Here is a 14,193-nt window from a genome sequence, read left to right on the forward strand (position 1 = left end):
CCGTCTCGAGGAGTTTCGCTATGCAACAAGTATCGCTGACCCGTCTGTATATGTTGAGAATCGTGTACCTGGTCATCGCTGTCGGCCTGGGTTTGATGATCTGGCCCGGCGTGATCCACCACGAACAGCCATGGAGTCTGGCGCAAGGCTTCGTCAACTGCATGCTGGCGGCGTTCGGCTTGCTGTGCGCGCTGGGCGTCCGTTACCCGCTGCAAATGCTGCCGGTGTTGTTGTGGGAACTGACTTGGAAAACCATCTGGCTGCTGATCGTCGCACTGCCGGCCTGGCGCGCCGGCCCGCTGGACCAGGCGATGCTGGAAAACCTGTTCGCGGTAGGGCTCGTCGTCATCATCCCGATCGCCATGCCGTGGGGCTACATGGCCGAGAAGTACTTCAAGCAACCGGGCGACCGCTGGAGCCGTTCAGCTTCGCACTGAGGCCAGGCGCCGCCGAAGCTACCTCGATAAAACTACGGCCGCGCGACATCGTCGCGCCGCGCGGCCGGGAGCGCCCTATGGTTTCGCCGGGCCCGTCAGGCGCAGCATCAGCACGCTGTGCGGCGCCAGCCGCGTTTGCAGTTTGGCGCTGGTGTCTCCCGTTTTCTTGCTCCACAGGTCGGACCAGCGGTAGACGTTCTCCTTGAAATCGACCGACCGTTTGCTCAGGTCATCGATCAGGACTTGCTTCTTCCAGTCATGGTGAATGTCGGCAGGCTGGTTGGAGCGGTTCAGGAACATCAGCGCCCATTCGCCGCCGTCGAGCGGCTTGGCATAGACCTCCAGCGGACCGTCGGCCAGCACGCGCAGCGCTTGAATACCCAGCTTGTCCTGGCTGACGGCGATCACGCCGGGAGTGGTCAGGATGCGGCGGGTCGCCTCGGACATGGAGCGCAGGTCGTTGCCCAGGATGAGCGGCGAGGCCATCATGGCCCAGATCGACAGATGGGCGCGGTCTTCATCCTCGCTCATGCCGTTGCCCACTTCGAGCATGTCCATGTCGTTCCAGCGGCCGGGCCCCGCGAACTTGCGCAGGTTGGCGTCAGCGTGCTTGTCGAGGATGCGCAGCACGCCCAGACCGGTCGATAAACCGGGGCTGAACTGGCAGTCGAAGCAGTTATAGATATCGGGTGTGGTGCGCCACGAATGGCCGACCGGGCCGGCCCATTCCCACGGCTTGCTCATGCCCCATTCGCAGATGCTGAACACCATCGGACGGCCTGCCTTGGCGATCGCGTCGCGCATCGTCGTGTAGGCCGCTTCGGCGTTCAAACCCGGGGTGTCGCACCAGTCGTACTTGACGTAATCGATGCCCCATTTCGCATAGGTCCGCGCATCCTGGTACTCGTGGCCGCGGCTGCCGGGACGGCCGCCGCAGGTGGTCGCGCCGGCGTCCGAGTAGATACCCAGCTTGAGTCCCTTGCCATGCACGTAGTCCGCTAGCGCCTTGATGCCGGACGGGAAGCGCTTGGGGTCGGGCTGGATGTTGCCGTCGACGTCGCGCTGGCCTTGCCAGCAATCGTCAATGTTGACGTACTGGTAGCCGGCGTCCTTCAGGCCAGTCTTGACCATGGCATCGGCGGTCTCGCGGATCAGGCGCTCGTCGATTTCGCAGGCAAATTTGTTCCAGCTGTTCCAGCCCATTTGCGGGGTGGCGGCCAGGCCTTCAGACTTTTGAGCCCAGCAATTGCCCGCCGCGCCAACCAACAGGGTCAATGCCGCGGCGGCCGCCATGATCGCCTTGCTTGGGAACAGCGGCTTGTGTGTTACGTGCTTTGTTTTCATTTCTAAATCACTCGCGAAAAAATGGGGGGACATCGTACGAATCCATGACGGAAAAATACCGGCGACGGACGTCGATCGACAGCGCGAGCATAGATAGAGGAGCCAAGAGAATCTAACGATACAAGCGAAACCTCTATAAAACTGCAGAAATTGCGATTGCTACTGTCAGGAGTGAAAGAGGGTCAGGGCGGCGAGTGCGCCGCTGAGCGCGCCGGGAAGTCCTCGACGGGCGCCGATTGTTGCCCCGAAATCGATCGAAACACTTTCGGGGGACAGCCATACTCTTCCTTGAACAACTTATTGAAGTAGGAAACATTGGCATAGCCAACGGAATACGCAATCTCCAGGATGGCGGCGCCGTTATTTTCGGACAATAAGCGGGCCGCTTCCGTCAGCCGTAATTTATTCAGGTAGCCGGTGAAAGTCATGCCCAGTTCCGATTTCAATAGGTCATTGACCTTGGTTCGGTTGATCCCGGTCGCGGTAACAACCGACTCCAGGGCCAGGTTGGTATCGGTGTAATTGGTGGCAATATATTTCAGGAGCCCCGCCTTTTCCTTGTCCTTATACGGTTCCAGGGTTAATTGGCGATAGGCGGCCAGGGGAACATCTTTCCTCAGGCTGGTCGCCACGCTGGCAACCAGTGCGCGCGTATGGGCCCGGAAAAACCAGGCCGCAAACATGGCCCAGCTGGCCAACAGCGCCACGGCCAGCCATGCGAAAGCGTGGTAGTCGCGGCCATGCAGCACGAGTTCGCTGATTTCCACTTGGGAATCGACGTCCAAGGGACTATTCAAATTGGCGCCGAAGGAAATCTTTGCCACCTTGTCGAGGGCGTAACCCTGGCTCGATAGGTCCAGCTTCATCTTGTTGAGCCACCAGTCGGGCAGCGCGAGCCGGGCCAGGTCCAGGGAAACCGGCACCCCTTGCTTATTGCAGGAGAAATAGGTGGCGGGAACCCGGTAGGTTTGGAAGTCGGTCTTGTTCGAGATCTTCTCGTCGAAGGTGGTGATGGAAAATACCATCGAATTCGAGGGAGCGCATTTGGCAAGGAAGGTAATGTTGGTGTACCGCGACCAGTCCACCAGCACGTGCTGTCCTGTCGCGTCGACGAGCATCAGGTCGGCAATAGCGGACGGGAATGCCGCCGCTTTCGTCAATTTCATGTCGAAACGCAGTTTGTCCGGTTGGTCATCGTGGATGCGGACGATCGAGGTGCCGCCCATTCCGCTATCCGTCCAACCGGCGGCCTTCAGGCTCACCCCGCCTCCCGCCCAAGGCAACACGGAAAGGGAGCGATAGCTCTGATAAGTGAAAAAAGACACCATCAGCGCATTCGCGGCCACGAGGAGCATCAGTGCGAGCAGCGCCTTCTTATATATCTCTTGCATTATGCGATATTCTGATGACTCGCGAAGTAGGCCTGTGCCGGCGAGAGTGCGCTTGGGATGGTGTGATGTCGCAAGACCGGTCTCCAGAGAATGAGCTGCATTCTGCGCGCTCCCCGCGTGCGCCGCAATCGTCAAAATCACCAAGGCGCGTAGTCATTTTTCTTTCGGCAGGCGAGACAGTGGAAATTCGGCACTCTGACTGGTTATCCCTATATGGGTAGTTTCCGCTTGACGGTTGTTAAGCCTTGCCGGCGAGGGCGCCGATCGCGGCCACCAGCTTGTCCAGATCGGCCGTGCGGGTGAAGAATGCCGGCGTGACGCGGATGCAGGCGCCACCGACCGGACCGCTACGCGCGACGGTGAAAATGCCGTAATCGTCCATCAGCGTTCGGGCCAGCGCGACGTTGTCCTCGAAGCTGGTCTTGCCGCGCAGGCGGAAGGAGGTGACCGCGCCGTACGCGCGGGGCTCCTCGGGCGTGAGAATCTGCACGCCCGGCACCTCCAGCACGCGCCGCACCCAGTAATCGCGCAGCTCGCGCAAACGGGCGGCGCGTTCGGCGATTGGAATCTGACCGTGGTATTTCAGCGCGGCGGGAATGGTCATGACGCCGGCGGCGTTGACGGTGCCGGCATGGACGCGCGCGCGGATGTCGGTGGCCGGGTAACTGCTGTTGCCAAGCTGAATATCGATGTCTTGCAGGCGCGACTCGCGGATGTAGAGGAAGCCCAGCCCCAGTGGCGCGCCTATCCATTTGTGCAGGTTGGCGCCGACGAAATCGGCGCCAAGGTCCGGAATGCGGAAATCCAGTTGGCCCCAGGATTGGGCGATATCGACGATCACGTCCACGTTGCGGCGCTTGGCCAGGGCGACGATCTCCGCCACCGGTATCACCAGGCCGGTGCGGTGGCTGATGTGCGTTAGCAGCAGCAGCCGGGTGCGGGGGTGCTGGCGCAAGGCCCGCTCGTAGGTGTCGATCACCGCCTGGCGGGTGCCCGGTTCGGGAATCAGCACCGTCGCCACATTGGCGCCGCGACGGCGCGCCAGGTCGTTCATCGCGTCGATCATGGTGTCGTAGTCGAGGTTGCCTACCATGACGGTGTCGCCGGCCTTGAGCGGGCGGTAGTTGGCGATAAGGTTTTGCAGCGACTCGGTGGCGCCACGGGTGATGGCGATTTCCCCGGTGGCGACGCCGGCATGCCCGGCCAGCGTGGCACGGATAGCCTCGGTCCCGGCGCGGTCGAACCGGCCGCGCAGATAGTGCGAATTCTGGCGGTTCAGGTAATCGATGTTGCGTTTGAAATCGTCGGCCACCGGTGTCGGCATGATGCCGTAGTACGCGTTCTCCAGATTGACGAATTCCGGCGCCACATCGTAGTGCGCGGCCAGGTTATCCCATTTGCCGGATGCCCCGACTGCGGCGGAGCCGCGCATCGGCGAAGCCAGGGCGACGCCGCCGAGGGTGAGGCCGGCGACACCGCGCAGCCAGTCACGTCGATTTCTGGTGAGGGTATTCATCATGCTCCTTGCGGTTGAGTGGAGGACCCCAGTATAGGGGCATTGGTGAGTAAACAAACTAGCCCGGCGGGTAGGCCGGCCACCAGGACTTAAGTGGCATCCGGTTCTTGGGCGCAGGAACCGAGCAATCAGCCAGGGCGACTTCCCGTTCAAAATCGCATTAGAATCCCCGTAGTTACTACAAGGTCAAAGGGAAGTGTGATGAACTTGAAAATAGGCGAACTGGCTGCGCGCACCGGCTGTCAGGCAGAGACCATCCGCTACTACGAACAGCGCGGCTTGCTCGCCGCGCCGACTCGATCCAGCGGCAACTATCGGCTGTACGGCGCCGCGCACTTGGATCGGCTGACCTTCATCCGCCGCTGCCGTGGGCTGGACATGTCGCTGGATGAAGTGCAGTCGCTGCTGGCGTTTCAGGACCATCCTGAGCAGCCATGCCGCGGCGTGAATGACTTGTTGGACCAGCATATCGGCGAGATCCAGCGCAAAATGGCCGAGTTGAAAGCACTGCAGGGAGAGCTGTTGCGGCTGCGGTCCCGCTGCACAAGCACGGTGCGTGTGAGCGAGTGTGAAATTCTGCGCGACCTGGCTGCCTAGCCGACCGCGGCCGGCTGATATCCGGAAATTGCATTTTTGCGGCCGCAGGCGATCCGTTTTCTGCGGGATCGCCTCAGCGCATCGCTGTACAAGAATGTTGCCAATCATCAATTCACCTTCGCTAGTTGTTGGCTAGAATCATCGTTAACCGCAAATACGCGTCGGGGAGTTTTATTTATGAGTGCCGTCTACAAGGGTAGCGCTGGCCGACAGCGTGGTATTGCAGCCGTCGAGTTCGCAATCGTTTTACCCTTTCTGGTGTTGATGCTGATAATGCCGCTGTATCTTGGCCGCGTTTTTTGGCATTACACCACCATCCAGCATGCCGCGCAGGACGCCGCCCGCTACTTGTCCACAGTTCCCGCCGCGGATATGGGCAACCCTGCGCGAGCGCCCGCGGCAGTAGCGGTGGCTAACGCCATCTTGACAATGGAACTGGCAGAGCTTGCGCCAGGAGATTTTGCGTACGGGGTTGCGATAACCTGCGACGGTGCCGCCTGCCTGGGATTCTTTCGGCCAGACACTGTGCGCGTGAATGTCTCGCTGTTGATGCAGGATGTGGTTTTCGCCGGTCTGAACCCGACGGTGATTCCACTGGTTGCGGATGTTAGTTATCCCTATATGGGCAGATAGTCTCGTTATGTCCCGGCCGAGGCGGCATTTGCGGGCCGGCCCGGCTCGCGATAACCGCCAGCGCGCGTTCCCGTCCACTTCATCGCAAGATGGTTGCATTGCGTGTTTCCCTGCGGAGCGCGCCTCACCGAGCGCTTGCTTGATCGTTCGCCGCCGCCATACAATAGGCCGGCGCCGGGTGACCGCTCGCGCCCGTCTAACACCTCCACAAGGACTCCATGACGAATATCGATCAACGCCGCCGCACTGTGTGCATGGGATTGCTGGGTGGTCTCGCCGGTTTGTCCATCGCGGGCAGCGTCAAGGCGCTGCCGACTGTAGATGCGGCGGCCAAGGTCTTCCGGCTGGACGGGGGCGCGGTGACGTACGCCTTCGGCGTCAATCCGGACGGCCGCCTGCAAACCCTTTATTGGGGCAGTTCCCTGGCGTTCGATGACCAGGTGCCGGGCGCTGTCCCCGTGCCCGACAACTCCAGCAACGAGATGTCGATCACCGTCACGCCGTTCGAGTTTCCCGGCTTCGGCGGCGGGCTGACGGTGGAACCGGCGCTCAAGGTGACCTTTCCCGATGGCGTGCGCGACCTCGATCTGCGCTATGTCGATCATCAACTGAACGATGACCAACTGGTGGTGCGGCTCAAGGACGTGGGCCGCGCGGTCCATGTCACGCTCACCTATGCGATGGACGCCGCCACCGGTATCCTCTCGCGCACAGCCACGGTGGAGAACCGGACCAGCGGCCCGATCCAGATCGACCAACTGGCGGCCGCCAGCGTCAATCTGCCCTACAGCGACGACTATCAGCTGTCCTACCTGACCGGCCGCTGGGCGGGCGAGTTCGCGCTGCAAACCCGTCCTGTCACGCCGGGCGCCACGGTGCTCGAAAGCCGCAAGGGCATGACTTCCCATCAGGCCAATCCCTGGATTTCGATCAGCCGGGGCGCTACCGAAGAAGAGTCCGGACCGGTATGGTTCGGCGCACTGGGGTGGAGCGGCTCGTGGCGCATCAGTGTGGACATCGATTCCCTTGGCGGATTGCGTGCGACGGCCGGGTACAACCCTTTCGATTTCGCCTATCGCCTGAAACCGGGCGAGCGCCTGGCCTCGCCGGCGTTCCACGCCGGCTATTCCAGCGCCGGCTTCGGCGGGGCGTCGCGCCTGTTTCATCGCTATCAGCGCACGCGCATATTGCCGGGCGCCCCGGCGCCGCGCCCGCGCCCGGTCCTCTACAATTCCTGGGAGGCGACCGAATTCGCCGTCGACGAGGCCGGGCAGATGACCTTGGCCGAGAAGGCGGCCAGTATCGGCGTCGAGCGCTTTGTCGTCGACGACGGCTGGTTCGGCGCGCGCAACGATTCACGCGCCGGCTTGGGCGATTGGGTTGTCAACCGGAAGAAATTTCCGAACGGGCTGGCGCCGCTGATCCAGCGAGTCAACGACCTCGGCATGGAGTTCGGCCTGTGGGTCGAGCCGGAGATGGTCAATCCGGACAGCGACCTGTATCGCGCGCACCCGGACTGGGTCATCCACTTCGCCGGGCGGGCACGGTCCGAAGCGCGCGATCAGATGGTCCTCAACCTGGCGCGCAAGGATGTCTATGACTATCTGCTGCGGGTGCTGGACAAACTGCTCGCCTCCAATAACATCGCATTTCTCAAGTGGGACCATAACCGCGCGTGGTCCGAGCCCGGCTGGCCGGACGCGGGAGCGGCCGATCAGCAGCGGCTGTATGTCGCGTATGTGGACAACCTCTACAAGCTGCTGGCCGAGCTGCGCCGGCGTTACCCGCGACTGGAGATCGAATCCTGCGCCAGCGGCGGCGGCCGCGTCGATCTGGGCATCATGCGGCTGACCGATCAGGTCTGGGTGTCCGACAACACCGATCCCTATGACCGGTTGCTGATCCAGGATGGCTTCAGCCAGGCCTACGCGCCGGCCATCATGATGGCGTGGGTGACCGACGCGCCGAATTTTGTCAACAAGCGCGTCACCTCGCTGGAGTACCGTTTCCTGTCCTCCATGCAGGGCGCGCTCGGGATCGGGGCCAATCTCAACCATTGGAACGCGGACGACTTCGCCAAGGCGAAACAACTCGTCGCGGCGTACAAGACGATCCGGATGACCGTCCAGCAAGGCGAGTTGTACCGGCTGGTATCGCCCCGTGGCGGCTCGGCCCGCTCCGCGACCCTGTCGGTGGCGCAGGACGGCAAACAAGCGGTTCTGTTTGCCTTCCTGCACTCGGGGACGCGGCGCGACTCGCCGGCGCGCATTCAACTGCGCGGACTCGATCCGGCGAAGGTGTACGCCATGCGCGTCGTTTCAGGCGGCGTCATGCCGGAAACGCCGAAAAAAGCCAGCGGCGCGTTCTGGATGGGACATGGGCTGAGGGTCGATCTGCGCGGCGATTTCCATGCCGCCGCCGTCGTTTTCGAGGCCGGCTGACGTTCGGGCGTTCGTCGCCGGACCGGCGCCGCGTCGCGCGCGCGGGCCATCAATACCGTTCCAGCCAGTGCGCGTAAGGCGCCGGCAGGGTCCACGACGCGCGCTCGACGCCGAGTTCCTTGGCGGCGGAGTAGGCCCAGTGTGGATTGGCCAGGTGCGCCCGGCCGACCATGACCAAGTCGAGCTGCCGGTCGCGTACGACTTGCTCGGCGATGGCTGGCGTGCCGAAGCCCCATGCCGACGACACCGGCACATCGGCTTCGCGGCGCACCCGTTCGGCGATCGGCCCGAGGAAGGCCGGCCCCCACGGAATCGAGGTCTGCGGAATCGTGAAACCGATGCTGACGCTGATCATGTCCATGCCGGCGGCCTTGAACTGGCGCACCAGCCCTATCGAATCGAGCAAGGTCTGTTCGTCGCGGCCGTCGTATTCGATCACGCCGAAACGCACCGTCAGCGGCAGGTGCTCCGGCCACACCTCACGCACCGCCTTGAGCGTCTCGAGCAGGAAGCGGGCGCGGTTTTCGACGCTGCCGCCGTAGATGTCGTCGCGCTGGTTGGAATGCTCGGAGAAAAAACTCTGCGCCAGATAGCCGTGGGCGAAATGCAGCTCCAGCCATTCGAAGCCGGCCTCCACGGCGCGGCGCGCCGTATCGACGAAGTTCCGGCGCACGCGGGCGATATCGTCGAGCGTCATCGCGCGCGGCGTTCGCGGCAGGTTGGCGCCGAACGCGATGGCCGACGGCGCGATGGTTTGCCAGCCGCGCGGGTCGCCTTCGGCGATGTGGTCGTCGCCTTCCCACGGACGGTTGGCGCTGGCCTTGCGGCCGGCGTGGGCGATCTGGATGCCCGGCACCGCGCCGGCGGCCTTGATGGCGCGTACGATGGGCACGAACGCCTGCGTCTGTTCATTGTTCCACAAGCCGGTGCAGCCGGGCGTGATGCGTCCCTCCGGCGCGACGGCGGTCGCCTCGACGATCACCAGGCCGGCGCCGCCGCGCGCCAGGGCGGCGTAATGCGACAGGTGCCAGTCGTTGGCCAGGCCGTCGACGGCGGAATACTGGCACATCGGCGGCACCGCGATGCGGTTGCGCAGCGTGACGTCCTTCAGGGTGTAGGGTTGGAAGAGGGCGGACATGGATTTCCTTTGCAGAAGAGGGAACGAGGGAGCGATATTGTGCTGTAGTTCGAAAACATTCGAACAATGGAACGATTATACCCCAAGGTGTATGATGTCGCCGATGCGTCCCTATAAACATCCCGTCGCCAGCGATCTTGTCCTTGAACGCGTGCTCTACGCGCTCAGCGATTCGATACGCCTGGAAATCGTGCGCCACCTGGCGCGCGTGGACAGCGCCACTTGCGGCGAGCTCGACGGCGGCCGGCCGAAGTCGACCGTATCGCACCACTTCAAGGTGTTGCGCGAGTCGGGGCTGGTGCGCACGGAGAGCACCGGCACCACGCACATGAACACGCTGCGCCGCGCCGACATCGACGCCCGCTTTCCCGGATTGCTGAGCGCGATCCTGTCGCAGCCCCAGTCCGCGCAGTAGGTTCGGACTATCCGCCTACGCCCCCGTGAGCAAACGCAGCAACTGTCCGGCGATCCAGCCGCCGTAGGTGCCCAGCGCATAGCCGAGCACCGCCAGCAGCACGCCCACCGGCGCCAGCGCCGGGTGGAAGGCGCTGGCCACCACCGGCGCGCTGGCCGCTCCCCCGACGTTGGCCTGGCTGCCCACTGCCATGTAGAACACGGGCGCCTTGATCAGCCAGGCCATGCCCAGCATCAGCGCGCCGTGGAAGCTGATCCAGATCAGCCCCAGCACGAACAGCTCGGGATCGGAGAATATCGCGGCCAGGTTCATCTGCATGCCGATGGTGGCCACCAGCACGTAGATCGCCACCGAGCCCACCTTGGACGCGCCGGCGCCCTCGAGCTTCTTTGCGCGGGTGAACGACAGCAGCAGGCCGAAGGTGGTGGCCAGCACGGTCACCCAGAAAAAGTTGGCCGTCAGGCTGTAGCGTTCCAGATGCGGCGCGTGGGTCTTGATGAAGGGCACGATGTAACCGGTCAGCCAGTGCGCCAGGCCGGTGGCGCCCAGGCCGTACGCCAGGATCAGCACGATGTCGTAGGAGCCGGCGATGCGCGCGCTCTCCAGCTGCACTTTCTCGACCTGGATCCGCAGCGCGTCGAGCGCGCTGGTGTCGGCGCCGCGCCAGGCGTCGATGCGCGCGCTGCGGCTGGCCAGGAACAGCAGGAAGGCCATCCAGATGTTGGCGCAGATGACGTCGACCGCCACGAATTTGCCGAACACGTCCGCCCCCACGTCATACACTTCCTTCATGGCCGCCTGGTTGGCGCCGCCGCCGATCCAGGCGCCGGCGGTGGTGGACATGCCGCGCCAGATGGCGTTGGGGCCTTCCGGATTCAGCAGCGACGGGTCGAACACGCCCATGATGGCCAGCGCCACCGGCGCGCCGATGATGATGCCGGCGGTACCGGTGAGGAACAGGATGATGGCCTTGGGGCCGAGCCGCGCGATCGCGCCGAGGTCGCACGCGAGCGTCAGCAGCACCAGCGCCATCGGCAGCAGGTAGTCGCGCGCCATCGGATACAGGCGCGAGGTTTCGCCGTCGATCACGCCGAAGGTGTTGAGCAGGCCGGGAATGAAATAGCACAGCAGCAGCGCCGGCACCACGGCGTAGAACTTGCGCCAGAACGGGTGGGTGGAACGTTCGCTGGCCATCACCAGCGCGAGGATGGTGACCAGGATGCCAAGCACCACCGGGTCGGACGCGATGAGCGGGGCGGCGGAGGGTGCGGTTGCGCTGGGGACGGCCATGATTTCCTGTGAATGGGCGGATGAGTTGGCGATAGTATCATCCGCGGCAGTTGATACATAGCCGAAACAATTAGTAATCCGGAAGTAATGATAGAGCGGCTAAACTCGGTTCACCGAGGTGGCAATTGACCGGCGCCGCGCCGCGACCCGCATCCGCTTCAGATGTCCTGCGGGACCGCTATGTCTCGCGGGAAGCGCTATGATCGCCCCGATACGTCAATTCCCCGTCACCAGCCATCGAACCAACGAAAGCCAGACCGACATGCCCATCCCCACGCCCACGCCCCGTCGCGGCTCCCTGATTTTGCTGCTGCCGATAGCCCTGATCCTGGCCGTCCTCGCCGCGCTGTTCGCGTGGGTGGGAGGCTGGTTCGGCAACGACAACCTGACGCCGCAAAAAATGATGGACTTCGCCGAGACGTCCGGCAAGCAGGCGGCCGGTTTCCGGCGCGCGCACAGCAAGGGCGTCTGCTTTGCCGGGACGTTCGCGCCGACCCCTGAAGCGGCCAAACTGTCGACGGCGCGCGCGTTCTCGCAGCCGTCGATCGCCGTCATCGGGCGCTTTTCCGCGTCCTCCAACAACCCGTATGCGCCGGACGGCGCTTCGCCGGTGCGCGGCATGGCCGTGCAGCTCAAAACGGACGACGGCCAGGACTGGCGCATCGCGATGAACAGCTTCCCGTTCTTCGCCGCAGCCACGCCGCAGGCGTTCCAGGCCATGAACGAGGCCGGCAAACCCGATCCGGCCACCGGCAAGCCCGACCCGGACAAGATGAAGGCCGTGCTGGCCGCGAACCCGGAGATCGCCGCGTTCCAGGCGTGGGCGAAATCGGCGCCCCGGTCGGACAGCCTGGGCAGCACCCGTTTCAACGGCGTGAACGCGTTCCGCCTGACGGACGGGCAGGGTACGGACAGGATGGTGCGCTGGTCGATGCGCCCGCGCCTACCGTTCGTGGCGTTGACCCCCGAGCAATTGAAGGCGGCCGACCCCAATTTCCTGGTTGAAGACTTGAACCGGCGCCTCGCCGCCGGCCCGCTGGTCTGGGACATGGTGGTGCAAATCGCCGCGCCCGGCGATCCGATCACCGATCCCTCCAAGGCCTGGCCCGATACGCGGCAGGAGGCCACCATCGGCACCTTGACCCTGGCCCATGCCGAGCCGCAAGCGAACGGTCCTTGCCGCGATATCAATTTCGACCCGTTGATACTGCCGACCGGCATCGCCGCCAGCGACGATCCGGTGCTGCATGCCCGCTCGGCGGCGTACTCGGTGTCGTTCAACCGGCGCGAACGCGAAATTAGCGCAGGCAAGACCGCCCAAGCTATCGGCCAGAACGGGAGCGCACGATGAACCGCCCACGCCACTTCAACCTCCTTGCCCGGGTGCTGCACTGGTCCATGGCCCTCGCCATCCTTGCCATGCTGTTCGTCGGCGCCGGCATGGTCGTCTCGCTGCGGTACCGGGACCTGCTGCTGGACCTGCATCGCCCGCTCGGCATCGCCATCCTGCTGCTGGCCATCGTGCGCCTGGTCAACCGCCTGACCCGGCCGACGCCGGCGTTGCCGGCCGACCTGCCGGCCATCCAGAAATTCGCCGCGCACGCGTCTCATTGGCTGCTGTATGCGCTGATGCTGGCGATGCCGGTGATCGGCTGGGCCATGCTGTCGGCCGGCGGCTATCCGATCCAGATGTTCGGCGGCGTGCATCTGCCGGCCATCCTGCCGCACAGCCCGGAGGTGTATGGAATGTTGCGCCCGCTGCACGGCGTCTTGGCTTACGTGCTGTTCCTGACCATCCTGGCCCACCTCGGCGCGGCGCTGTTCCACGCCTGGGTGCGGCGCGACGAGGTGTTCGGCCAGATGGCCAAGGGCGATGCGCCTTAGGAATCCGATGCTTGAACGGGTGGGGGACGACGTCACGGCTTCAGCGATGGGATGCGCCACCGATGAAGCGCGCGACTGGAAGAAGATGACTGATCACAAGCGCCACCAGATCGTCAACGACAAAACGCGTCGTCTGAAAAAACTGGCGAAGGTGGGCGGTGCGGACATGGACGAATGACATCGCGCCGAAGGGGCTAATCAATTTTTTTGAATAGTTGTAGACGACTGGTCTAATGGATGCTAAAGTACCTTCCATAAACACACGAAACCGCTAAAGCCAAGCGTTTCATCCTCGCACCATATGAAGAGGAAGAGCTTCAGCATCCCGTGAGTCGTTTTTTTTTAAATACGTTAAAGACGACTGGTCTATTAGTGGCGGATTTGCCTTGATTTTTAACTTAACTTTGGAGAACTAACATGAAAAAAGTACTGATGGTTTTGACGTCGCACGACACCCTGGGCAACACCGGCCGCAAGACCGGCTTCTGGCTTGAGGAACTGGCCGCGCCGTATTACACGTTCAAGGATGCCGGCGTGGAAGTCGTGCTGGCCTCGCCGCTGGGCGGCCTGCCGCCGCTGGACCCGAAGAGCAACGAGCCATCGTTCCAGACCGAGCAGACGCGCCGCTTCGAGGCCGATGCCGCCGCGACCGCCCAATTGGCAGCCACCGTCCGCCTCGACAGCGTCGACCAGGCCGACTTCGACACCGTCTTTTATCCGGGCGGTCACGGCCCGCTGTGGGACCTGGCCGAAGACCGCCACTCGATCGCGCTGATCGAATCCTTCCTGGCCGCCAATAAGCCCGTCGCGCTGGTCTGCCACGCTCCCGGCGTGCTGCGCCATGTCAAAACACCGGCCGGCCGCCCGCTGGTCGAGGGCAGGCAAGTCACCGGCTTCACCAACACCGAGGAAGAGGGCGTCGGCCTGACCAACGTGGTGCCGTTCCTGGTCGAGGATGAGCTGGTCGCCAAGGGCGGCGTCTATTCCAAAGGTCCGGACTGGGGTTCGTACGTGGTGCGCGACGGCCTGCTGATCACCGGCCAGAATCCGGCCTCGTCGGCGGAAGCGGCAGCCCTGCTGCTCACGCAAATCGCTTAAACGGCGTTG

The 14,193-nt window shown here is 63.5% G+C and carries 14 protein-coding genes; 9 read left to right on the forward strand and 5 right to left on the reverse strand.

Annotation, left to right across the window (positions count from 1 at the left end; translation table 11 throughout):
- Positions 1-20 precede the first annotated feature (20 nt).
- Positions 21-437 (forward strand): hypothetical protein, encoded by a 417-nt coding sequence (locus tag AC07P1_RS09070; protein WP_494695473.1) that lies wholly within the window; start codon positions 21-23, stop codon positions 435-437.
- A gap of 75 nt (positions 438-512) precedes the next feature.
- On the opposite strand, the gene AC07P1_RS09075 is transcribed toward AC07P1_RS09070, so the two are convergent.
- The 3 genes from AC07P1_RS09075 to AC07P1_RS09085 all read right to left on the reverse strand — a co-directional run bounded on the left by AC07P1_RS09075 (position 513) and on the right by AC07P1_RS09085 (position 4,688).
- Positions 513-1,781, reverse strand: coding sequence for a glycoside hydrolase family 27 protein (locus tag AC07P1_RS09075; RefSeq protein WP_494695474.1), 1,269 nt, complete (start codon positions 1,779-1,781; stop codon positions 513-515).
- A gap of 182 nt (positions 1,782-1,963) precedes the next feature.
- Complete coding sequence (locus AC07P1_RS09080; RefSeq protein WP_494695475.1) at positions 1,964-3,172, reverse strand: helix-turn-helix domain-containing protein; 1,209 nt, start codon at positions 3,170-3,172, stop codon at positions 1,964-1,966.
- A gap of 238 nt (positions 3,173-3,410) precedes the next feature.
- A complete protein-coding gene (locus AC07P1_RS09085) occupies positions 3,411-4,688 on the reverse strand; it encodes an aminotransferase class V-fold PLP-dependent enzyme (RefSeq protein WP_494695476.1) in 1,278 nt (425 codons plus the stop codon).
- Positions 4,689-4,889: 201 nt separating this feature from the next.
- Here AC07P1_RS09085 and cadR point away from each other — a divergent pair, with 201 nt between their 5' ends.
- The 3 genes from cadR (at position 4,890) to AC07P1_RS09100 (ending at position 8,359) form a co-directional block, all read left to right on the forward strand.
- The gene (gene cadR / locus AC07P1_RS09090) at positions 4,890-5,285 is read left to right on the forward strand and encodes a Cd(II)/Pb(II)-responsive transcriptional regulator (RefSeq protein WP_494695477.1); all 396 of its coding nucleotides are present in this window, start codon (positions 4,890-4,892) and stop codon (positions 5,283-5,285) included.
- A gap of 177 nt (positions 5,286-5,462) precedes the next feature.
- Positions 5,463-5,918, forward strand: coding sequence for a TadE/TadG family type IV pilus assembly protein (locus AC07P1_RS09095; protein WP_494695478.1), 456 nt, complete (start codon positions 5,463-5,465; stop codon positions 5,916-5,918).
- 218 nt (positions 5,919-6,136) lie between these two features.
- Positions 6,137-8,359, forward strand: coding sequence for an alpha-galactosidase (locus tag AC07P1_RS09100; protein WP_494695479.1), 2,223 nt, complete (start codon positions 6,137-6,139; stop codon positions 8,357-8,359).
- Between the two features lie 49 nt (positions 8,360-8,408).
- Here AC07P1_RS09100 and AC07P1_RS09105 read toward each other — a convergent pair whose 3' ends face one another.
- Positions 8,409-9,497: an NADH:flavin oxidoreductase/NADH oxidase gene (locus tag AC07P1_RS09105; protein WP_494695480.1), complete on the reverse strand. Its 1,089-nt coding sequence runs from the start codon at positions 9,495-9,497 to the stop codon at positions 8,409-8,411.
- Positions 9,498-9,600: 103 nt separating this feature from the next.
- Between AC07P1_RS09105 and AC07P1_RS09110 the strand changes: the two genes are divergently transcribed.
- Positions 9,601-9,912, forward strand: coding sequence for an ArsR/SmtB family transcription factor (locus tag AC07P1_RS09110; protein ID WP_494695481.1), 312 nt, complete (start codon positions 9,601-9,603; stop codon positions 9,910-9,912).
- 15 nt (positions 9,913-9,927) lie between these two features.
- Here AC07P1_RS09110 and AC07P1_RS09115 read toward each other — a convergent pair whose 3' ends face one another.
- Positions 9,928-11,202, reverse strand: coding sequence for a DUF819 family protein (locus tag AC07P1_RS09115; protein WP_494695482.1), 1,275 nt, complete (start codon positions 11,200-11,202; stop codon positions 9,928-9,930).
- A 199-nt stretch (positions 11,203-11,401) separates the two neighbouring features.
- Between AC07P1_RS09115 and AC07P1_RS09120 the strand changes: the two genes are divergently transcribed.
- From AC07P1_RS09120 to AC07P1_RS09135, 4 genes are all read left to right on the forward strand, one after another.
- The gene (locus tag AC07P1_RS09120; protein ID WP_494695483.1) at positions 11,402-12,553 is read left to right on the forward strand and encodes a catalase family peroxidase; all 1,152 of its coding nucleotides are present in this window, start codon (positions 11,402-11,404) and stop codon (positions 12,551-12,553) included.
- Complete coding sequence (locus AC07P1_RS09125) at positions 12,550-13,086, forward strand: cytochrome b (RefSeq protein WP_494695484.1); 537 nt, start codon at positions 12,550-12,552, stop codon at positions 13,084-13,086. Before AC07P1_RS09120 ends, AC07P1_RS09125 begins: the two co-directional genes overlap by 4 nt.
- A gap of 7 nt (positions 13,087-13,093) precedes the next feature.
- A complete protein-coding gene (locus AC07P1_RS09130) occupies positions 13,094-13,264 on the forward strand; it encodes a DUF1289 domain-containing protein (RefSeq protein WP_494695485.1) in 171 nt (56 codons plus the stop codon).
- Positions 13,265-13,503: 239 nt separating this feature from the next.
- Positions 13,504-14,184: a type 1 glutamine amidotransferase domain-containing protein gene (locus AC07P1_RS09135; RefSeq protein ID WP_494695486.1), complete on the forward strand. Its 681-nt coding sequence runs from the start codon at positions 13,504-13,506 to the stop codon at positions 14,182-14,184.
- Positions 14,185-14,193: the final 9 nt, after the last annotated feature.

The sequence above is a fragment of the Duganella sp. GW821-FHT07F09 genome (genome assembly GCF_059418705.1).

Excerpts from the sequence above, each read along its gene's own strand:
- AC07P1_RS09100 (WP_494695479.1), top strand. The coding sequence starts at position 6,137 with ATGACGAATATCGATCAACGCCGCCGCACTGTGTGCATGGGATTGCTG.
- AC07P1_RS09115 (WP_494695482.1), bottom strand. The coding sequence starts at position 11,202 with ATGGCCGTCCCCAGCGCAACCGCACCCTCCGCCGCCCCGCTCATCGCG.
- AC07P1_RS09085 (WP_494695476.1), bottom strand. The coding sequence starts at position 4,688 with ATGAATACCCTCACCAGAAATCGACGTGACTGGCTGCGCGGTGTCGCC.
- AC07P1_RS09135 (WP_494695486.1), top strand. The coding sequence starts at position 13,504 with ATGAAAAAAGTACTGATGGTTTTGACGTCGCACGACACCCTGGGCAAC.
- cadR (WP_494695477.1), top strand. The coding sequence starts at position 4,890 with ATGAACTTGAAAATAGGCGAACTGGCTGCGCGCACCGGCTGTCAGGCA.
- AC07P1_RS09125 (WP_494695484.1), top strand. The coding sequence starts at position 12,550 with ATGAACCGCCCACGCCACTTCAACCTCCTTGCCCGGGTGCTGCACTGG.
- AC07P1_RS09080 (WP_494695475.1), bottom strand. The coding sequence starts at position 3,172 with ATGCAAGAGATATATAAGAAGGCGCTGCTCGCACTGATGCTCCTCGTG.
- AC07P1_RS09075 (WP_494695474.1), bottom strand. The coding sequence starts at position 1,781 with ATGAAAACAAAGCACGTAACACACAAGCCGCTGTTCCCAAGCAAGGCG.
- AC07P1_RS09070 (WP_494695473.1), top strand. The coding sequence starts at position 21 with ATGCAACAAGTATCGCTGACCCGTCTGTATATGTTGAGAATCGTGTAC.
- AC07P1_RS09110 (WP_494695481.1), top strand. The coding sequence starts at position 9,601 with ATGCGTCCCTATAAACATCCCGTCGCCAGCGATCTTGTCCTTGAACGC.
- AC07P1_RS09120 (WP_494695483.1), top strand. The coding sequence starts at position 11,402 with ATGATCGCCCCGATACGTCAATTCCCCGTCACCAGCCATCGAACCAAC.
- AC07P1_RS09105 (WP_494695480.1), bottom strand. The coding sequence starts at position 9,497 with ATGTCCGCCCTCTTCCAACCCTACACCCTGAAGGACGTCACGCTGCGC.
- AC07P1_RS09130 (WP_494695485.1), top strand. The coding sequence starts at position 13,094 with ATGCTTGAACGGGTGGGGGACGACGTCACGGCTTCAGCGATGGGATGC.
- AC07P1_RS09095 (WP_494695478.1), top strand. The coding sequence starts at position 5,463 with ATGAGTGCCGTCTACAAGGGTAGCGCTGGCCGACAGCGTGGTATTGCA.